The sequence below is a fragment of the Paenibacillus radicibacter genome (genome assembly GCF_024721995.1).
Classification (GTDB): Bacteria; Bacillota; Bacilli; order Paenibacillales; family NBRC-103111; genus Paenibacillus_AM; species Paenibacillus_AM radicibacter.
Genome location: NZ_JANQBC010000005.1, coordinates 284608 through 306075, shown reverse-complemented (window position 1 = coordinate 306075; position 21468 = coordinate 284608). Strand labels below are relative to the sequence as shown.

The window sequence follows — 21468 nt, the reverse complement described above, 5'->3', positions numbered from 1 at the left end:
TAGATGTTTAAGTCTAACAGCAATTCTATCATTTATAACAGCGGTTTTTTTTGCGTGCAAGCAGCAATCCGCCAATGATCAGAGCTATACCTGCTAGTTGAAGCGGTAACTGGCTCTCCTCGCCGGTTTGTGGAAGCATCGCTGTTCCTTTATCTTTACCTGTTGGTTTGCCCACTTTATCATGATCGGGCTCTTTACTAACATTAGTGGTGTTATCTGTCGGCACCTCGACTTTGCCCCCATCCGATGTATCTGGATCTGTCGTTACCTTCCCGTCCGGGTTCTCAGGTTTCGGATCAGGTTTATTCGGATCGATAGGTGGCTTCTTATCTGGATCTACGGGATCTATCGGCTTATTCGGATCTACAGGCGTTTCTGTACCTGGATCCTCGGTCCTCGGATCAATGGGTTCATCCGGTTTTCTTTGGTTTACTTTCTCAACTAAAGTCGGTTCCGTTTGTTTATCCCTGATCTCAAATTCGATTGGCTGTTTATCTACTAAGTAACCAACTGGTGCTGTAACTTCCAACAACTGATATTTGTTGGGTTCCAGATTACTTAAGTGCAACTCGCCATTCTTATCTGTTTTCAGCTTAGATGGATCGATTCCCGTCACAACTTTGTATATCGGATTTCCTAACAGATCAGTAGCTGTTGATAAGCTTCTTAGCTCAAATACAGCACCTTCAAGCTTCAGACTTTTGTTCGCATTATACTTCGTTAGTATGACAGAACGATCATTCGCTTTGTTTTCAATCTGCAAGTGAGTCTCTGGTTGCTTGATGGGTACTTCCGTTACAGCTTTTTCAATAACGTAGCCTTTAGCTTCAGTCTCTACCAATGTATACAGGCCATAAGGCAGTTTCGTGAATTCAATCACACCACTACGATCTGTCCTCTTCTTCGCGATGACCACATCGTTATGATCGCGTAATTCAAATTCGACTCCCTCGATAACAGCATGATCCTTTGCATCGACTTTAGTCAGAATGAGCTTACCATCTGAACCTAATACGTTCGTTTTGGTCAACGTTACGATTTCCGTCTGATTCGCTACGATAGGGACTGGAATAGGAGTTGCATCTACGACATAGAAATCAGGAGCCGTTACTTCAACTAATGCATAGTCTCCAGCTGGTAAATCGCCTTTGGCAATTCTACCGTCTGCACCCGTTGTTAAGGTATCAATGAGCTTGCCGTTTAAGCGTAATTCGAACACAGCGCCTTTTAACTTCTTATTGGCATCAACCGCATCTAGTTTCGTCAATTCAAACCCTTGGCGTATGATTTTGTTCATAATCGTAAATGGTGCATTCCCGTCTTTGAATGAAACCATCTTCCCTGCTGCTGCGCCGTATTCCGCATCAATGAGATAACCCTTTGGCGCGGAAACTTCTTTCAGCTTATAAGGCAAGCCGACAGTTTTATCATTAAATCTATATTCTCTAGATGTTTGTGTTTCTCCATTGGCATCCGTAGGTGCAAGCGTTTCGAGTAAAGTCGTACCCGAAGCATTATAAAGTTCGAATATAACCCCTTCAATCGGAGCATTCCGATCATCGACCTTAGCGATTTTAATCTTTCCTTTACCCGTGGAAGCCCCACCGCCTGCCCCGGATAACGAAACTTCGATGCCTTCTTTTTTGTCATTGCCAACTACAGTTGTCGTATGACCTTCAAACTTGGCTTGGTTATGAATACGTTCCCCACTGTCGGCGTTAATGAACGACTCATAATCTAAGATGTATGCCGTTTTAAGTACATGCTTGAACGTCAATGTTAATGTATTATCCTTTACTACTAGATCATAGTCGGTTTTAGGAACCAAGTGCCCTTTTACAGACACATTACCGGAGTTGTCTCCAGGAATTTTTGTCTTATACAGCTTAATCGTATCTTTAAGCAGAATTTGATTGTCAGATAAGGTATCCGTTAAGACGGCATTCTTACCTACATAGGATTGGCTTGGGTTAATCGTAATCGACCATGAAGCACAATCACTCTTACCTTGCTGCTTACCAGATTTGTAAATGTACTGACCACCATGTTTAGGTTCTACCTCTGCAGATTTTGTGAATCGCAAAGTGCCCTCATCTTCCATTGTTGCGTGATTGGAATATTTCCCTTGGATAGCAACATCTCCGTCTAGGCTGGTCTTGTACGAAATTCGATACGCTTCTTTGCCCATATTACCGAGATTTAGCGCAAATCCTTTACCATCCGGATTTAACTTGAACCCTCCATCTGGAACGGAAACAGCGTCGCCTGGCTTAATCTCATTATTGGCCGTATCCAAAATTAATTTATTTACAGTTAATGAACCTTCTACGAACGTTTGCTCACCTGTGTATGCATCTTTGATGATCGCATTTTTAATGTCAAACAAGTTGTAGTTTACATCAATGGTCCATTTGATTGTTTTTTCCTCGGCGTTGTATTCACCTTTTTTGTTTCCGTTGTCAGTCGTATAGTTCTGTGGAGTTACAATCGCTTCCTTGGAAATTGGCGTTTGCGTTTTGTTATCTTCCTTCCAATTCAGCGTTGCCGTATTTTTATATACGTTACCCACCGGCTTACCTGCTGTTGGATCGAACTCGGTGACATACGAAAACTCATGCAACTCGTTAATCTTCACACCCGGTTTCAATTCAATTCGGAACCCTTTGGTGTAGTCCGGATCCCCATCATTTGCAACAAGTACAAAATCGTCTTTATTCGCCCCCGTAATGCTTAGGCTATCTGGAATGAGCTTCATATGTCTTCCTTCGTAATCATCTACAATTACGACGTCCGTCATTTCTTTCGAATCTCGATTCAGTACGATTTTCCACTTGATCGTTTTGTTCTTAAAGTCTTCCTTTTCTACACGTTTAGCAAAAATAACTTCTTGAATATCCTTCTTGCCTACTTTGGTCGTGTCATCGTGAATTTTGACTTGATTGGATACCGTCTCATTCGTATAGATCCGATACTTAGCTTTTGTCTGGTATTCAATCACATACGCTTTGCTGATGTCGTTCTTGAATTGCAGCTTAAACCCTTCGTCAAAACCAGTACCGACTCCAGTTAACGTGTATTCAACCGAATCTACTAGTGCTGGGTTGATCGCCGAACCTTGCTTATCGATGTCTACGGCAAAAACTTTTAAGGAGTTATTCACAAGTTCTTGTTTCGCCGTGTCGAAAGTGTCCTCGATCCATGCTTTATCCTTAGAAATGGTTTGTTGATTAAAGTTGTACTGTACTTTCCAAGTAATCGTCTGCGTAATGGGATCATAAGCACTTTCTTGACCCGACTTCGCAAGCGGTTCATTAAAGCTTATTGTTGCTTTTCCAATATCCGTTTCATTGACATTCCCATCATTACCGGTTAATACGACTTCATTCTTGAACTCCTTGTTCTTAAACGGTGCAGATGTTGGTGCTGTTACACTCGTTGTATACGTCACCCGAATGGCTTGATGGATGTCGCCAAGATGGATTGGGAAAGCATTTTCCTGTCTAATGACAGCTCCTGGTTTAACAGTGCCGTTCAATTGAACGATTAGCTCTCGAATCTCAATATCACCTTTTAAAACCAAATCCGCTGGAAGATTATCGGTCAATACCGCATTCTTGATTTCTTTTTCACCCTGATTAAAATCAACCGTCCACACGATCTCATCCGAGTTAAAATTGTTCTTATTCGCTACACCCGACTTCTTAAGCTTATCATCGGCTACATTGATGAAATTCACTTCGATAATCCCTTGTCCAACTGATTTAAAATCAATCTTGTGCTTCAAGCCATCACCAAGCTTGGATTCATCGAACGCAACCCACACGTAAAAGTTACCTTCTAGTTTCTGACCCCGAATACTGTCATTGAATGTAAACGTAACTTCACCACTTGTATTTACAACATAGTCACCAACACCACCGGTCAACTTGCCAGACATGATATTCTTAATCGAAAATTCTGGCGGGAGCTGGAACGTGTAGGTCGAACCCTCTTCATACTTATGACTGTCGTTGGGCAATGACCAGTCGAATATAATGGCTACTTCGTCTTTAACCTTCGGTCGAACGGTCTGAATCTCATTACCATTAGCCGTAATGGAGCCGTCTTCACTCATCGTAGGCCTCTTATCATACATCTTGACACCCGTAATGAGATTCTCCTGAATCACTTGAGTAGCTTTCTCCAGATTGTTGGTTACATGACTCTCGGTGTCCACATTAGCCAAAACTTGAGAAGGTAGCACTGCGCTACTTAGTACAACTGCTAAGATAAGCATTAACAATAGCGGTTTTTTAAATGTATTTATTTTCAAAATTGTCGCCTCACATTTCTTGTAGAGACACATGCTAAGTCTCTCAACTAACACCTTACTCCCTTGAAGTTGAGCACGTGTCCGTTTCAATCAAACGTCAAATACTTTCCCAAATACCTCCTTGTTATCTACTTTTTAAAAGAGTCGAAAATCCTCGATTTATTATAAAATTAGGCACCTAAACATATCCTGAATAATAGAAATTCAAAAAGTCGACAACCTCTCTACGAGATTTATCGACTTCATCCCAATCTGCTGAAGTTCCAAGTTATTCTTCCATTTTCCCTTTTATAATAAGACGATGTGTCGGATTCTCAATAGGATCACAGGTAACTAAAGTGATTTCCTTATCTTTACCGTTACCTTCTAAGACCCATACTTCCTCAGGCTTTACACGAAAAATTTCCGTAACCTGATAGCGGAATGATTGCGTCCCAACGTCCACCTTGATAAAATCACCACGTTCAAGTTCATCTAGTCTGTTAAAATTTCTCCCAAACGTACGATTTCGGTGACCAGCTAATGCGTAATTTCCAATTGATCCGACTTTTCCCGTGTTCGCAATACTCGCTGCCGTCGTCTTCATATTCTCCATCGTAGCACCATGCAGGATAGGTAGCTTTAAATCAATTTTATCGATGACCAGAATACCGTCTAAGTTCTTATATTGACTATAATCAGAGTCCACAGTTACGTTCGTCTGAACTGGCTGCTCAAAGTTGGAATCCTCTTCAACCTGAATATTTTGGAGGCTGGTCTCCCACTCTTTAACGAGGTTTTGCTGCTGCTTCTCGTAATAAATCTCTGATAGTCTCGGATACGCCAGAATCACCATTCCAATGACTATTAACGTTAATGAAAATATTCTCCGCTTCATATTGCAGCACCCCATTTTCATTGATACTATGTACGTTTTTGCAGACAGCATAGTTAAATTGGGGGGAAGTCTCCCCTGACACAATTGTTCCATTGTAACAATTTTCTAGTGTTGTGATCAAGCTTATAGCAAAAAAAGAAAAACCCCCTGAACCGTTCATGATATGAACGCTCAAGAGGCTTCCTATGGGTTGCTTGTAATTATACGAGTTTAACTAGGCTGTAGTTCTTCTTGCCTTTACGGATAATAATGAACTTGCCATCGAATGAATTCTCAGCTGTAACATTCGTCTCAAGATCCGTTACGCGCTCACCGTTCATCAAGATTGCTCCCTTTGTAATGTCCTCACGTGCTTGACGCTTGGAAGGCTCAATACCTAGATCTACCAACCAGTCCACGAGATTCTTCGTCTCTTTGGAAGATTCGAATGTCGGCATATCCTTGAATCCTGCTTCGATCTCATCCGCAGTTAGAGCGCGTACATCTCCACTGAATAGTGCTTCAGAGATTTTGATTGCTTGCTCGAGTGCAGCTTCACTGTGAACGAATTTCGTCATCTCTGCTGCAAGTACACGTTGTGCTTCACGCTTGCCTGGATCGGATTCAACCTTCTGAGCAAGCTCATCAATCTCTTCCTTGGACAAGAATGTGAAGTATTTCAAGTATTTCACTACATCGCGGTCATCGGAGTTTAACCAGAATTGGAAGAACTCGTATGGCGTTGTTTTCGCTGGATCTAGCCAGATCGCACCACCCGCGGATTTACCGAACTTCGTGCCGTCTGATTTCAGCATTAGCGGAATCGTTAAGCCGAATGCTTTAGCTTCGTGACCTTCTTTTTTGCGAATAAGATCCAGACCGCTTGTAATGTTGCCCCACTGATCTGCACCACCGATTTGCAGGCGAACATCTTCTTCTTTGAACAAGTATAAGAAGTCCATGGACTGCAAGATTTGGTAAGAGAATTCGGTGAACGAGATCCCAGTTTCTAGACGGCTAGCCACCGTATCTTTTGCAAGCATCGTGTTCAGGTTGAAGTTCTTGCCGTATTCACGTAAGAAATCTAGAATGCTAAGTTCCTTTGTCCAATCGTAGTTGTTCACCATTTTCAGTTGGCTATTTTCCTCTGTGAAAAATAGTTTCTTCATCTGTGCGCTAAGCGCATCCACATTGTCCTGAACCTGCTCCATTGTCTGCAATTGACGCTCGGAGTTACGACCACTCGGGTCACCAATAGTGCCAGTTGCTCCGCCGATCAAGATCACTGGATTATGTCCCGAAAGTTGGAAACGTCTCATCACCATGAACGGGATCAAGTGTCCTACGTGCATACTGTCACCAGTTGGATCCACACCGCAGTATAGGGAGATTTTGTTACTTTCTACGTATTCTCTTAGACCTTCTGCGTCAGTCTGTTGGTTGATGGCATCGCGCCACAATAGTTCGTCAATAATGTTCATGGGTTAGTCGTCTCCTTCGTCGTTGTGCTCAAACAGCCGAGTCACTGCAGAAAAATATAGTACTTCCGGTCGCTGTCTCAATCGTGAATTTTTTGATTAGGTTTTAATGTTATTTCACGATTTCAAAGGCGAACACTTCGTTCCTCCAGCACTACATTTTTCTTTCGTTTAACTGTTTGATCACAAAATTATATTTTAAAAAAACAAAAACGCCCCTATGTCATATAGACATAGGGACGATTAATAACCGTGTTACCACCCAGATTGCAAGAACTGCGTTTCTTAATCGCGCAAATTCGTGCCACTCTTAGCAATTGTATCGCATTGCCACTTCGCTTAGCATTACCTAAGATACTCCAGAATGTAATTCGCAACATTGTTTGTGCTGAGTTCCATCAACCCCCAGCTTTCTGTGTAACAGGGACAATTTGCTACTGCGTTCCTTCTACGTATGTTTCGTATAAGATTAACGACAGTATAGTAATTTCCTAATCATTTGTCAATCATACGAGATGTAATCGTTCGTTCACACTCCGTTCAAATTTTAGGCGTATGCTTAAGACATACCGCAGCGATAACAACAAGGAGTGATACAACATGCTAGTGGCTGCAATTATATTTATTAATTTAGCACTTGTTTTCTATACGATCGGTGTATGGGGAGAGAAACGTTCTGGTACACTGAAGAATAGCCATTTGATTTATTTCCTAATCGGTCTAATCTGTGATACAACAGGCACGATGCTCATGAGTTCCATTGCTGCTGCCGAAGGGACGAACAATTATGTACACGCGATTACAGGTGAAATTGCCCTTATTCTGATGCTAATTCATGCTGCTTGGGCTGGTCTTGTGAAGTGGAAAGGCAACGCGAAATCGCAAGCAAACTTTCATAAATTTAGCCTTATCGTCTGGATCTTGTGGCTTATTCCGTATGGAATTGGCGTAGCCATGAGCATGTTATAACAACATAATTTGTATCATGACTATTTTGAGACTTCTCACATGTGGGGAGTCTCTTGTATATTTAAGAGAGATTCACCACTTCGTACGAGGAAGGTGTATAGGCTCATGGAAACAACAATTCAACTACATAACACCAGCAAAAGTTTTCGCAAGAAAAAAGTGTTAGACAACATCAATATCGAAGTAATGCGCGGGCAAATTTATGGACTCATCGGTCCTTCTGGAGCGGGTAAGACGACAATCGTCAAGCTTATGGTCGGCATGGATCAGACAGATACTGGGAGTGTGTCTGTACTCGGCAATAAGATGCCTAATCTTGAAGTACTGCAGCAAATTGGCTATATGGCGCAATCTGATGCCCTCTATGCGGAGCTAACTGGCGCAGAGAATCTGAAATTCTTTGCCTCTCTTTTTAAATTAAAAAAATCCGAACAAACAACCCGCATCGCCTATGCCGCGGGACTTGTTAATCTTACTGATCAATTATCGAAGAAAGTATCTGCCTACTCAGGCGGTATGAAGCGCCGTCTATCCCTTGCTATCGCACTCATACAGAATCCTCAAATTCTCATTCTTGACGAGCCAACTGTCGGCATTGACCCTGAGCTGAGACGCACGATCTGGCAAGAACTATTCCGCTTGAAAAATGAAGAACACAAAACCATCATCATCACCACACATGTCATGGATGAAGCCGAACGCTGTGACCGCCTCGCGATGGTACGACAAGGACATATTCTAACCGAAGGCTCTCCTGCTGATCTGAAAGCGCAATATGAAACAGACGATCTCGAAACCGTCTTTTTACGGGCAGGAGGCGTGAACGTATGAGAATTTCTGCTTTGATTAAACGCATCATTTTACAAATGATACGAGATAAACGGACTCTCGCCTTGCTATTTCTCGCCCCACTCTTGGTACTGTCACTGATGTATCTTATTTTCAATAGCGATGCCTCATCACCTAAGCTCGGCGTATACAACATGAATAACAATATTATTCCCGTACTTGAAAAAGGAAAAATTGACGTTCGTCCATACGATAAAATTACAGCAGACACTATCACCAAGGACAATCTCGATGGATTGCTCCAATTAAAAGACGGGAAGATCGATTTGACGCTTCAGAACACCGATCCGTCCACATCCAAGATGCTGCAAATGAAAATTCAACAAGCTATTCTGTTAAGCGCTCAGACCCAGATGGGCGTTGACATGACAAGCCAGCTGCAATCGAATATCGACATTCATTATGTGTACGGAGATGCCAATACCAGTTTCTTCGACGTGTTAAGCCCTGTTCTCGTTGGATTCTTCGTCTTCTTCTTCGTGTTCCTGATCTCAGGAATTGGACTGCTTCGCGAGCGAATGACAGGTACACTGGATCGCTTAATGTCGACTCCTATTCGTCGAAGTGAGATCATTATGGGATATTTGATCGGCTATGGACTTTTTGCCTTGATCCAGACAATCATCGTCGTCATCTACTCCATCAATGTGCTTGATCTGGTGCTCGTAGGCTCTATCTGGCACGTCATTCTGATCAATATTCTTATTGCTTTTGTGGCACTAACACTTGGAATCCTATTGTCTACCTTCGCCTCATCCGAATTCCAGATGATTCAGTTCATCCCGCTCGTTGTCGTACCGCAAGTGTTCTTCTCTGGCCTCTTCCCGCTGGATAACATGGCGACATGGCTGCAATCTTTAGGCAAGATCATGCCGCTATATTATGCTGCTGATGCGCTCAAAGGGATCATGTACAAGGGGCAGGGCTTAAGTGAAGTCAGCTTCGACATTCTAGTGCTTACTGGATTTGCTATCCTTTTTATCGTGCTGAATATCTTCGCTTTGAAAAAATATAGGAAATTATAAATCCAGAGGTGGCATATTGCCATCTCTTTTATTTTTTAAGGATAATTAACTAAATGAATAAAAGCTCCCCACGAGTTCAATTGAACTCGTAAGAAGCTTCTGGTTAGTTTTCAACTTTATACGATCCTTCGGAATCTTCCAACAACCTCCGCGGTATCCACAATGTTAATGAACGACTTGGAGTCTAGTTCAAGCACGCGCTTCCGAAGAGCAGGCAACTCATGCCGAGTAGTGACCGTCATCAGCATATATTTGGCCTTATGGCTGTAACAACCATACGCATCAATCATAGTTACACCATGTGAGAATTTGACGAGTTCTTCTGCCATCAATTCTTTCTTCTCCGTCACGATGAACGCTGTCACCTTCATATGACGAACGTGTATCATATCGATTCCCTTTCCCTTCACATAGATCGAGAGCATCGAGTAGAAAGCAACATCCCAACTATTAAGAAAACCAACCACGACAACGATTGATGAGTTTAATACAGATAACACGTTACCCAGGGGGAAGTCACGCTTCTTCGTCATAATAAATCCGATAATATCGAATCCACCCGTAGATCCCCCAACACGTAGCGAGTAACCTACACCGATGGAAATAATAATTCCCCCCACAATAGCCGCAATAATCGGATCTGTCGTCACTTGATAGGCGGGTATGAATTTCAGTGCAACCGTCGTAGCTAGAACCGAAGTTAAGCTAAGTAGAATAAACTTCTTTCCGAGAGAAATATAACCCCATATGATTAAAGGCAGATTCAGTATGAAATACGTCAGAGACATATCCCAACCAACTGCATAATTCGCAATCAACGCAAGACCTGGAATACCCCCGCTTAGTAAATGATGAGGCGTCAGAAACAGCTGAATCCCCGCCCCCACTAGCAAACCGCAAACAATCGTAATGAACACATCATAAGTAAAAATCTTCCACCGTGATTTGGTGAATACGGACTGAAAATTCATTTGATATTTCCCTTTCAGAACAACCCTCTAGGTGTTATATGTTTATGTCGACCAGCTACCACTTTACCATGAAATTATTTTCCTGCAAGTGATAAATATTTCAAAATAATCTAACACAAGCATTCAATCTTTGTTAACAAGTAAAAAAAGCTCCCCACAAGTTCAATTGAAATCGTGAGAAGCTTCTTCTGTATCATATGGGAAAAATGCGGGAATAGACGCTGCGCAGTCATCTAACCCTGATGTAAAAAGGCTTAACGCCTTATTACATCATGCCGCCCATGAGACAAGGACGTTATTATGTGTTTTTTGAGTCTCTTGGTGGGGGATTTGTCCGATTTTCTTGAAAATTTGGTTCGATAAATCCGAAAGGCTACTTTAGAAAACGTGGTTGTAAATGCGGCGGTAAACGCTGTATTTGTGATGCGACCTGGTCATTCACCCTTGATATCGGTCGAGATCCACTCACGGGTAAAGGTGAAATACCTTGAAAAGCTAAAAGCTCGTCAAAATGAGCTTACGATGCTTCATCGAGATGTGTATTACGATCAAGATTTCATATTTGCCAAAAACGATAAGGATATGGGCTATCCTGAATTTATTAAAACGATCCAGAACCGTATGAGAAGGATTCTAAGGCTCGCTGGATAGAATGGAACTAACCCCTCATTCCTTGCGTCACACGCATACATAATTACTTGCAGAGGCTGGAGTCGGCATTCATGAGATTAGGGCACCAGGACGACGAAATTACAAAGCGCGTTTATCTTCATGTCACTAAGACGATGAAGAAAGAAGCGTCCCAAAGATTAAGGAGCTATCTTAAAAAGTTGGGAGCTGTCTCGTCCTCCACTAGGATAAGCTGCCTTAAAGGACTGGTCATCCAAACGGTTCACCGCTTCATTAGCAAGACGAATACGATGATTGGGAGGATTATCGACCTCCAAATCCATTGGCAGATGAAGCTGGTCCATGGAATCTTTTATACAATGAAATCGCTCCTTTTGGTTATGGTTGGTTATATTTCCATTTTGCCAAATAGCGATTTCTTTTTTGTTTAAATATAGGGCTCTCAAGCGGTTAGTGTTGATGTAAGAAAGAGCTTGCGGCTATTGTGACTTCAAGAAGTAGCAACTTTAAGCTTCAAACCGTTGCTTATTATAAATCATCAAACTTTCTCTTTATTTTCCTTTTGAACTTGAAGCCGAATTTAGTCGTATACAGCTCATTTTTTGCTAGTAGCTTATATGCGTCAATCAGGGTTGAAGTTCGCGTTATAATGTGGACTCCGATTGCAATCAATCCAATACAGACTGGATAATAGGGCATTAAAAATCCGGTATCAATAAACCTTCTTTCTATTCCTATGGCTATGATTCCAGCGACAAATAAACTGGTGCCTACTAAATTAATTGCGAAATATCTCTTCTTTAGATTTTCGTATCTTGTATTCAACTCTTTAAGGTACTTTTCATCAAACAGCAACGGCTCTGTTTTTAATACTTTATATTGGTCCTCTTGTATAAATGATGCTGACACAAACATCCCAATACCAACCGTAGCCAAAATGATGGTTGGTATCATATATTTCGCCGGATCTTGGTTAAATATAAAGTAGGGGATTAAGGACAATGCAATCAGAAAGAAACCTGATGCTACATATTTAGAAGCCTTATGTACTGACAATAAATATCCTTCTGCCATTTCTTTGCTGACATAATATCCAGCCTGTTTATCATTGCTTGGCTCAACAGAATCCTTCAATAGATAGTCCATAGATACCTCGAAGACATTACCAATCATTAGGATTTTTTCAGTTTCAGGATAGCCTTGCCCATTCTCCCATTTACTTATTGCTTGTCTTGTTGTGTTTAGCTTTTCGGCTAAAGCCTCTTGAGAAAGTCCTTTTTCTTTTCTAAGTTGAAAAAGCTTTTCACCAAAAGTCATTTGTCTTACCTCCTTTAGAAGCTTGCTTCTCTCTTATTTCTTTTCATTTTTTTTTTTAATTTCGGATATGCCATAATAAATTACGAAAATTAGAAAGCCTGTGAAAACGACTGCATTAGATATTGACTCGCTAATTCTTGGTGCTGAATCCATAAAAATTTTCAAAAGGACTAGTACTCCTAAGGTAATAACAATTTTGGCGATCTTTACTTTGCTCATGTTTTTTCCTCCTTGTATTTTATCATATTGCCATCTTTATCTTATACCCAAATTCCCTCTATTTCTATCAACTGGGGCATGCACTTTGTCAACTTACGGTTGCACTTATGTTAAAGAGTGTACGGCTACCCGTTCCGAAGTCTTTTTAGGTATTGATAAGAGGTTGCTTGGACTAATGAATAGAACGCTCACTCCATGATGGAGTGAGCGTTCTGCTGTCAAGAGATGGCCAGCGAGGCTATCTCTTGGATATAGAAAAAACCTTAGAGCAATTTCCATCACTCTAAGGTGTCTTCATTTTACACAATGTGGGCAATCAGTGTTGCCCTGAGGACAATCCCTTGCTACACAAGGGCTCAGCCCTCATATTACATCATGCCGCCCATACCACCCATGCCGCCCATATCAGGCATTGCTGGTGCGTTTTTTTCTGGCTTATCCGCGATTACAGCTTCAGTTGTTAGGAACATAGCTGCAACGGATGCTGCGTTTTGAAGAGCGGAACGAGTAACTTTAACAGGATCTAGGATACCTGCTTCCATCATGTTCACCCATTCGTCAGTAGCAGCGTTGTAACCTACGCCAACTTCTTCTTTTTTCAAGCGCTCAACGATTACGGAACCTTCTTGACCCGCGTTCGCAGCGATAATACGAACTGGCTCTTCAAGAGCACGTAGAACGATGTTCACACCTGTTTTCTCGTCGCCTACAGCATTAACTGCTGCAACAGCGCCGTATACGCTCACTAGTGCAGTACCACCACCAGCTACGATACCTTCTTCAACTGCAGCACGAGTTGCGTTAAGTGCATCTTCAATGCGAAGTTTACGCTCTTTAAGCTCAGTCTCAGTAGCAGCACCAACTTTGATTACCGCTACGCCGCCAGCAAGCTTAGCAAGACGCTCTTGCAATTTCTCTTTATCGAATTCGGAAGTTGTTTCTTCCAATTGTGTACGAATTTGGTTAACGCGAGCATTGATATCCTCTTTGTTACCAGCACCATCAACGATGATTGTGTTTTCTTTAGTTACAACGATTTGACGCGCTTGGCCCAATTGTGTAACTACAGTGGATTTAAGTTCAAGACCCAATTCTTCAGTGATCACTTGACCACCAGTAAGAGCAGCGATGTCTTGAAGCATAGCTTTACGACGGTCACCGAAACCAGGCGCTTTAACAGCTACGCAAGTGAATGTTCCACGAAGTTTGTTCACAATTAGAGTTGCTTGTGCTTCGCCTTCAACATCTTCAGCGATGATAACAAGCGGTTTACCAAGTTGTACAACTTTCTCAAGAACTGGCAAGATTTCTTGAATGTTGGACACTTTCTTATCTGTGATCAAAATGAAAGGATTGTCTAGGACAGCTTGCATTTTGTCAGTGTCAGTAATCATATAAGGGGAAACGTATCCACGGTCGAATTGCATACCTTCTACAACTTCTAGTTCAGTAGCGAAACCTTTGGATTCTTCAACAGTGATAACACCGTCTTTACCCACTTTTTCCATAGCGTCAGCGATGAACTGACCTACTTCATCGTCAGCAGCAGAGATAGCAGCTACTTGAGCGATGGATTGCTTGCCTTCGATTGGCTTCGCAATTTTTTGTAGTTCTTCAACAGCAGCACGAACCGCTTTATCGATACCCTTACGGATAACCATTGGGTTAGCACCCGCAGTTACGTTCTTAAGACCTTCACGGATCATGGATTGAGCAAGAACCGTTGCAGTTGTTGTACCGTCACCAGCTACATCGTTCGTCTTAGTTGCTACTTCTTTAACAAGCTGTGCACCCATGTTCTCGAATGCATCTTCAAGCTCGATTTCTTTAGCAATTGTTACACCGTCGTTCGTAATTAGCGGGCTACCGAATTTCTTCTCAAGCACCACGTTACGACCTTTAGGTCCAAGTGTTACTTTTACTGCGTTTGCCAAAGCGTCTACACCACGAAGCATCGCGCGACGTGCGTCTTCACTAAATCTAATGTCCTTAGCCATTTGAAAAAAACCTCCTCTAAAAGTGGGTATGAATGTATTTCATGTATTATTTATTTCGATTCACGAATTAATATTTAAGCTAATACAGCAAGAATGTCGCTTTCACGCATAATCAATAGCTCGCGACCTTCGAATTTCACTTCTGTACCTGCGTATTTGGAGAAAATAACACGGTCGCCTTCTTTCACTTCTAGTGGAAGACGCTCTCCATCTTTGTTCAGTGCGCCGTTGCCTACAGCAACAACTTTACCTTCTTGCGGCTTTTCTTTCGCTGTATCTGGAAGAAAGATGCCACTTGCAGTTGTCTCCTCTTTAGCAATGGCTTCAAGTACTACGCGATCTCCTAACGGTCTGATCATGTGAAAATAGCCTCCTTTAGAAATGTTGATTAATTTTATTAGTAGAGTGCTTAGCACTCGGACTCTCCAAGTGCTAACAACACTTTTTATGATACTGATTTCCAGCTCGTTTTGCAAGTGGCTTTACGGAGTTTTTTACATTTTTCCATAATCAGCCTATATACGTGAAAAAGCCTGCGCTGCTAAGCGAGGCTTCTTTCTTTATTTCGCGCCATATTCTTGTTCCCATGCTGCATCCACCACTAATTGCTTACGATGAATGATTCCCGATAACAACACCGAAAACTCATACAGCACCACCATCGGTACGAATACCAAGATCGCAGATATCGCATCAGGCGGTGTGATCACCGCAGCCAAGATGACAAGCACCATATAAGCGAGTTTGCGGAATTTCGCTAATCTAGCCGGGTTCAGTAGCCTAATTTTCGTTAGGAACATGACTACGATCGGTAATTCAAACAAGATCGACAGTGGAATAATAATGTTAAACATGAAGGAGAAATACTGCGCTGCTCCGTATGTTTCTTCCACTTGCAGATTGCCAGCAATCGATGTTGAGAAGTGAAAGGCCATTTTAAATACGACAAAATAACCGAAAGCAAGCCCCAGTAAGTACAACACGACCGCAAACGGCATATACATGAGCGCTGCTCCTCGCTCCACATCACGAAGCCCAGGGCTAACGAAAGCCCACAGATGATACATGAGCACAGGCATCGTCACGATGAAGCCGATCACAAGCGCAAAGCTCATATACAGTCGCAAAGAATCCCAGGGCGAGAACACATGCCACTTCATGCCATTTGCTGGTGGAAGTTGCTGTAGATACAGAAGAACAGGCTTGGCGATATACAGCCCCACAGCCATACCAATAATTAAAAAGACGAGCACCCAAATCAGGCGCTTGCGAAGCTCGCCAATATGATCGAATAACGCCATATCTTTATCACTACTCATAGTTATCAACCTACCTTATGAACTGCTTTCGTTCATTATCCTCTTAATCAGGTAAACGTCTGGAATCCGGTGTACGCACTCTTGCTTCCGATGCTTGCGCACTCTGAGCAGCAGGTGCAGCGACATACTCTGTCTGAGCTGCTACTTGCTGAATCGGGGCAGTCGCAGGAGCAGGTGTAGTTGTCACCGTATCCTCTTCCATCATGTTGCGAGCGCCATTCTTAAATTCGCGCAGCGTTTTACCGAACGCACGACCAAGCTCAGGAAGCTTCTTCGGACCGAATAATAAAAGCAATACAATTCCGATTAATAAAAATTCTGTAAAGCCAATGGAACCCATATCATTCTCACCTCGCTATATTAAAAAATATAAAAACAATGAATTGTCAGTTACATATGAACCTAGCAACCTAACATACCGCCATAACCCATGGTCGAAATGTCGCTGCGCACAATTTTCTCTCCCGCACAAATTCGTGGGAACAATACATCAAACGAAGTAAACGGATCATGCATTACACATCCCGGAAGTCCCATGATTGCAATCTCATCTAGATAAGCCATCATTAACATGGAACCAGGTAACATCGGTGTGCCATAAGAAATCACATGTGTAGCTGCTTCGCGAATTGCACCCGGTGTTCGATCATCGGGATCAACGGACATTCCGCCTGTCAGCAAGATTACGTCTACACCTTGCGCTGCAAACTTGCGGATTTCCTCCACAATCACCGATTTATCATCTGGGGTTAGCACCTGACTTACCACCGTACTCCCGAGCGCAGCAACCTTATCAATTACAATAGGTCCGAATTTATCCGTAATCCGTCCCTTGAAAACTTCACTACCTGTAGTAATAAGCCCGACTTTCAATTGGGAAAAAGGTTTCACCTCTACAAGGGATTCGCCACGATCTCGATACTGCTGCGCAAGCTGCTCAATCGCCTCGATCTTCGATTCCTCAATAAATAGCGGAATAATCCTTGTTCCAACAAGCGATTGCCCCGCTTTCACTATCTTATTCGTATGTACCGTAGACATGATCAATTGCTCATGTGTATTCACTTCATGTACGAACGCCTCGTTAATCTTAGCAAGCCCATCAATCGCTACCTTGATTGCAACTTTTCCTTCATGCGGTGAACTCAGTGTAAGTCCTTCTCCTGCAAAAGCTGCAGCTAAGCGCCGAGCTGCATCATCTTCATGCACATAACCCGGCGCTAAATCCATCACATAAATATGTTCTTTTCCGATCGATAATAGAGCAGGAATATCCTCTTCGCGAACGACATGCCCCTTGGTAAACAATCTGCCTTTGAATTGTCCGGGAATAATCTGCGTTAAGTCATGCGAAAGTCGCAACCCAATCGCATCTTCGACCTTCACTTCCCGAAGCATTTCCATCTGACTCATGGCTAGTGCTCTCCTTCTCTACCTGTGAGAATGCCAAGCGCGTGCGGTAATACATCGATTACGGCTGCCAAATTCTCGTTCACACCTTGCGGAGAACCTGGTAAGTTCAAGATGAGTGTCTTGCCACGAATCCCTGCTACTGCACGGGACAACATTGCACGAGGCGTCTTCTCCATCGACTTCGCGCGCATCGCTTCAGCAAAACCAGGCGCTTCACGATCGACTACGTTAAGTGTCGCTTCTGGCGTCACATCTCTTGGACTTAGTCCAGTCCCACCTGTTGTTAGAATTAAATCCGCTTCAAAATAATCGGCCATCTCAATAAGTGCAGCCATAATTTCATCCGTCTCATCAGGGACAATGCGATATTCCACAATTTCCCCGTTCAATTCTTCTTCCACAAGCTCACGAATCACTTGAGCACTTGTGTCTTCCCGTTCGCCCCGAGATCCGCGGTCGCTACTGGTCAAAATGGCAACTCTCCAACGCATAAGCGTCACCTCTCCCTTCTACTGTATCAAAATTTTTAGGAAGATCATGTATCTTTTCTGTGAAAATCTCCGTTTTTGCCTCCGGTTTTGGTCAGTAACATCGTAGGGCCTATGATCATCGCCTTCTCTACCGCTTTGCACATATCATAAACCGTTAGTGCTGCTGCAGATACAGCGGTTAAGGCTTCCATCTCTACGCCTGTCTTACCTGTTGTCTTCACAGTTGCTTCTATATAAAGTTCATTTACACCGTTGTCATGAAAAATAATATCAATTCCCGTTAGCGGAATCGGATGACACATCGGAATCCAATCCGACGTTTTCTTCGCTGCCATAATCCCAGCCACTTGCGCGACAGCCATCACGTCGCCCTTCTTCATTCCGCCTTGCTTAATGAGAGCCAGCGTCTCTGGCTGCATGATCAGTTTCGTGCCGGCCGTTGCCGAGCGCGATGAGATATCCTTTTCCGAAATATCAACCATTCTTGCTCGTCCTTGTTCGTTAAAATGGGTTAAACTCGAGTCTTGCACGCTGCTCCCCCTCCCATCCAACATTCCATCTATTACTTGCCATCAATCGTTCGAACAGATGACTCCGTGATTACACAATCAATGCGAAAATCATGCCAAGACATCGGCACTTCATCAACGATCTGTGCATCAAACGCCCCAGCAACAACACGTGGAGGTGTTAGCTTCAAATCGTTAAATTTACGGACGAAACGATCATAGAAACCGCCGCCGTATCCAAGTCGACCATTTCTTTTATCAAAAGCGAGTCCAGGGACAAGAATCATCCGAATACTCGACAAATTATTAACCTGTGGTAGTGATGTTAGCGGTTCACGAATTCCCCATGCACCTGTCTCCAAATCGTTGTAACTCGTCACCGCATGCAATTGCATATCCTTCGTGCCTTTAATTACACGAGGTAGAAGCACACATATACCGCGCTCCCAACACCATTCCATGACTGGCGTTACATCCGGCTCACTTCGATATGGCATATAGGTAAATAGCGCTCCATCTGACAGTACAGGCTGAGCTTGCTGACTTGTGTGTATTGCACGAGATGCAAATACTTGTTCACACTGTGCCAGAATGCCAGCATTAATAAGCTGTTCTTTTTCACGTCTTTGTGATTCCGATAATCCCGATCGCAGCGTCTCAACGTCTTTACGAAGGGCTATTTTGCGCTCTTTGATATTCATAAAGGGCAGCCTCTCATTGAAATATTAGCCTACTTATGTCCATTCTATCATAGGAAGGTGCTTGAAACAAAAACTTATGTTCGGAAAAAGGTACGAAAAAAATAGAAAAGTTTTTGGACTTTAGAATCGATTCAATTTCCTGTACACTGGTAAAAGATAATGTAAGGGTCATTCATTAGGAGGTTATTGTACATGCTTTTGCAAGTGAGTAATTTAAGTAAAAGCTTCGGGGTTACACCTGTGCTTTCCAATATAACGTTACAAATTGAAGATCGCGAGCGCATCGGACTTGTCGGTGTGAATGGTGCGGGTAAATCCACTTTGCTGCAAGTCATTGCAGGTGAGTTATCTTATGATGCCGGCGATATTTTTAAAGCGAAGGAAACGAGAGTCGGTTATTTACGTCAAAATTCAGGATTAAACACCGATCGCTCCATCTGGAATGAGATGCGGACTGTCTTTACCGCATTAATTGAAGTTGAAAAAGAAATTCGCGAGCTGGAACAGCTGATGTCTGACCCTGCTTTGCTTGAAAATGAAAAACGCTACGAAGAAACGATGAATCGCTATGCGGTTAAATCGGAATGGTTCAAGCAGCATGGCGGCTATGAAATGGAAGCGAAAATTCGTGGTGTCCTTCACGGGATGGGCTTTGGGCAATTTGCCCCTGATACTCCGATTCATACGCTGAGTGGCGGTCAGAAGACACGACTTGCTCTTGCCAAGATGTTACTCGAAGAACCGGATCTGCTTATTCTCGATGAGCCGACGAACCATTTGGACATTCCGACACTTACATGGCTCGAAGGCTATCTAAGAGGCTATCCAGGTGCAATTCTCGTCGTTTCTCACGACCGTTACTTCTTGGACGCTCTTGTGACCGCGATTTATGAGATCGAACGGACAAGCTCCAAACGCTACACGGGCAACTATTCTCGATTTATTGAGATTAAGGCAGCTGAATACGACATTCAAATGCGTCATTATGAGAAGCAGCAGACCGAAATTGCGAAGATGGAAGAATTCGTCCAGAAAAATATCGTTCGTGCCACGACGACCAAGCGAGCACAAAGCCGTCGTAAGGCACTTGAGAAGATGGATCGCTTAGATAAGCCGATGGGCGATTTGAAGCGCGCAAGCTTCTCCTTTGAAACCGACATCACATCGGGTAAAGATGTACTCGAAGTAAGGAATCTCCAAGTATCTGTACAGGCTCGTCCTGGTGAGGCTTCGGATCAAGAGCGCCGCGTCCTCATTCGTGATGTGAATTTTGAACTGAAACGCGGGATCACAGCAGCGCTAATCGGTCCGAATGGTGTTGGTAAAACAACGCTTCTGCGTACCCTTACTGGCGATCATAAGCAAGACTTTGGCGTCATTAATTGGGGAACGAATGTAAAGATCGGTTTCTACGATCAAGAACAGAAACATTTAAATCCAAGCAACTCGGTACTCGATGAACTATGGAATGCGTTCCCACACATTGAAGAAGCGCGTATTCGTACGGTGCTAGGCAACTTCTTATTCTCAGGCGAAGATGTATTTAAGAAGATCAGCTCTTTAAGCGGCGGAGAAAAAGCACGTGTTGCGCTTGCTAAGCTAATGCTGCTTAAAGCGAACGTCCTCATACTCGATGAGCCGACGAACCATCTGGACTTGTATGCAAAAGAAGTTCTTGAGTCCGCACTGATCGACTACGAAGGCACTTTGTTGTTCATTTCCCATGACCGTTATTTCTTAAATAAAATGGCTGAAAGCATGCTGGAGCTGTCCGCAGACGGCGTTCAAGTGTTCTTCGGCAACTATGACGACTTGATCGAGAAGAAAGCAGAGCTTGCGGAGATGCAGGCGTCAGCGCCAAGTACAAGCACGGGTACGCGAGCAAGTGGAGCTGCACCTACATCAAGCAATGCAAGCACGGCACCTGAGGAGAAGAAGAACGATTACGAAGCAAGTAAACAGGCACAGCGCGATGCACGGAGCAAGCAGCGCCGACTTGAGGCGCTTGAAGCGAACATTGCGCAGCTAGAAGCGGATGTTGAGCTACTTGAGGCGGAGATGGCGGATGAAGCCGTATTCAACGACTATGTCCTGCTTGGCGAGAAGACCGCACTTATGGACACGAAGAAGACGGAACTAGAAGGTCTCTATGCCGAATGGGAATCCATGATGGAATAGCTGACTTTAAGAGTGTGTTCAAAAGTTAGGTCACTGCAGAGAAAAAAAGCACTTCCAGTCGCTGTCTCAATCGTGAAATTTTTGATTAGACTAGGTGGATGTTTCACGATTTCAAAGGCGATCACTTCGTTCCTACAGTGCATTTTTTTCTCTTCCGTTAAACTTTTTGAACACACTCTTTAACCATAGAAGGACTTGGAGCAGTTTACGCTTCAAGTTCTTTTTTTTATAAGC

The 21468-nt window shown here is 43.1% G+C and carries 18 protein-coding genes and 1 other annotated feature; of the genes, 4 read left to right on the top strand and 14 right to left on the bottom strand.

From position 1 onward, the window contains the following. Positions 1–28 precede the first annotated feature (28 nt). The 3 genes from NV379_RS13195 to tyrS all read right to left on the bottom strand — a co-directional run bounded on the left by NV379_RS13195 (position 29) and on the right by tyrS (position 6649). Complete coding sequence (locus tag NV379_RS13195) at positions 29–4312, bottom strand: collagen binding domain-containing protein (RefSeq protein WP_258207775.1); 4284 nt, start codon at positions 4310–4312, stop codon at positions 29–31. A 268-nt stretch (positions 4313–4580) separates the two neighbouring features. Next, the gene (locus tag NV379_RS13190; RefSeq protein WP_258207774.1) at positions 4581–5189 is read right to left on the bottom strand and encodes a class D sortase; all 609 of its coding nucleotides are present in this window, start codon (positions 5187–5189) and stop codon (positions 4581–4583) included. A gap of 200 nt (positions 5190–5389) precedes the next feature. Next, positions 5390–6649, bottom strand: coding sequence for a tyrosine--tRNA ligase (tyrS, locus tag NV379_RS13185; RefSeq protein WP_258207773.1), 1260 nt, complete (start codon positions 6647–6649; stop codon positions 5390–5392). Between the two features lie 229 nt (positions 6650–6878). After that, positions 6879–7106, bottom strand: a binding site (T-box leader). A gap of 140 nt (positions 7107–7246) precedes the next feature. Here tyrS and NV379_RS13175 point away from each other — a divergent pair. From NV379_RS13175 to NV379_RS13165, 3 genes are all read left to right on the top strand, one after another. After that, positions 7247–7615, top strand: a complete 369-nt coding sequence (locus tag NV379_RS13175; RefSeq protein WP_258207771.1) for an HsmA family protein — start codon at positions 7247–7249, stop codon at positions 7613–7615. 105 nt (positions 7616–7720) lie between these two features. Further along, positions 7721–8446, top strand: a complete 726-nt coding sequence (locus NV379_RS13170; protein WP_258207770.1) for an ABC transporter ATP-binding protein — start codon at positions 7721–7723, stop codon at positions 8444–8446. Further along, on the top strand, positions 8443–9489 hold the full coding sequence (locus tag NV379_RS13165; protein ID WP_258207769.1) for an ABC transporter permease: 1047 nt from the start codon (positions 8443–8445) through the stop codon (positions 9487–9489). The genes NV379_RS13170 and NV379_RS13165 overlap by 4 nt, the downstream gene beginning before the upstream one ends. A 116-nt stretch (positions 9490–9605) precedes the next feature. Here NV379_RS13165 and NV379_RS13160 read toward each other — a convergent pair whose 3' ends face one another. From NV379_RS13160 to NV379_RS13110, 11 genes are all read right to left on the bottom strand, one after another. Continuing rightward, positions 9606–10460, bottom strand: a complete 855-nt coding sequence (locus NV379_RS13160) for a YitT family protein (RefSeq protein WP_258207768.1) — start codon at positions 10458–10460, stop codon at positions 9606–9608. Between the two features lie 1158 nt (positions 10461–11618). Further along, positions 11619–12407 (bottom strand): helix-turn-helix domain-containing protein, encoded by a 789-nt coding sequence (locus NV379_RS13155; protein ID WP_258207767.1) that lies wholly within the window; start codon positions 12405–12407, stop codon positions 11619–11621. A gap of 33 nt (positions 12408–12440) precedes the next feature. Continuing rightward, positions 12441–12626 carry a hypothetical protein gene (locus NV379_RS13150; RefSeq protein WP_258207766.1) on the bottom strand — a complete coding sequence of 62 codons (186 nt, stop codon included), beginning with the start codon at positions 12624–12626 and terminating at the stop codon, positions 12441–12443. 368 nt (positions 12627–12994) lie between these two features. Further along, a complete protein-coding gene (gene groL, locus NV379_RS13145) occupies positions 12995–14623 on the bottom strand; it encodes a chaperonin GroEL (RefSeq protein ID WP_258207765.1) in 1629 nt (542 codons plus the stop codon). A gap of 74 nt (positions 14624–14697) precedes the next feature. Continuing rightward, positions 14698–14982, bottom strand: coding sequence for a co-chaperone GroES (gene groES, locus NV379_RS13140; protein WP_258207764.1), 285 nt, complete (start codon positions 14980–14982; stop codon positions 14698–14700). Between the two features lie 201 nt (positions 14983–15183). Beyond that, a complete protein-coding gene (gene tatC / locus NV379_RS13135) occupies positions 15184–15942 on the bottom strand; it encodes a twin-arginine translocase subunit TatC (RefSeq protein ID WP_258207763.1) in 759 nt (252 codons plus the stop codon). Between the two features lie 43 nt (positions 15943–15985). Continuing rightward, positions 15986–16282, bottom strand: a complete 297-nt coding sequence (locus tag NV379_RS13130) for a twin-arginine translocase TatA/TatE family subunit (RefSeq protein ID WP_258207762.1) — start codon at positions 16280–16282, stop codon at positions 15986–15988. A 62-nt stretch (positions 16283–16344) separates the two neighbouring features. Next, entirely contained in the window at positions 16345–17355 is a 1011-nt protein-coding gene (locus NV379_RS13125) for a molybdopterin-binding protein (RefSeq protein ID WP_258207761.1), read from the bottom strand. A 2-nt stretch (positions 17356–17357) separates the two neighbouring features. Then, on the bottom strand, positions 17358–17846 hold the full coding sequence (gene mog / locus NV379_RS13120; protein ID WP_258207760.1) for a molybdopterin adenylyltransferase: 489 nt from the start codon (positions 17844–17846) through the stop codon (positions 17358–17360). 44 nt (positions 17847–17890) lie between these two features. After that, the gene (moaC, locus tag NV379_RS13115) at positions 17891–18400 is read right to left on the bottom strand and encodes a cyclic pyranopterin monophosphate synthase MoaC (protein ID WP_373426110.1); all 510 of its coding nucleotides are present in this window, start codon (positions 18398–18400) and stop codon (positions 17891–17893) included. An 8-nt stretch (positions 18401–18408) separates the two neighbouring features. Beyond that, the gene (locus NV379_RS13110; RefSeq protein ID WP_258207758.1) at positions 18409–19056 is read right to left on the bottom strand and encodes a 5-formyltetrahydrofolate cyclo-ligase; all 648 of its coding nucleotides are present in this window, start codon (positions 19054–19056) and stop codon (positions 18409–18411) included. Between the two features lie 192 nt (positions 19057–19248). On the opposite strand from NV379_RS13110, the gene abc-f reads away from it, so the two are divergent. Continuing rightward, positions 19249–21234: a ribosomal protection-like ABC-F family protein gene (gene abc-f / locus NV379_RS13105; RefSeq protein ID WP_258207757.1), complete on the top strand. Its 1986-nt coding sequence runs from the start codon at positions 19249–19251 to the stop codon at positions 21232–21234. Positions 21235–21468: the final 234 nt, after the last annotated feature.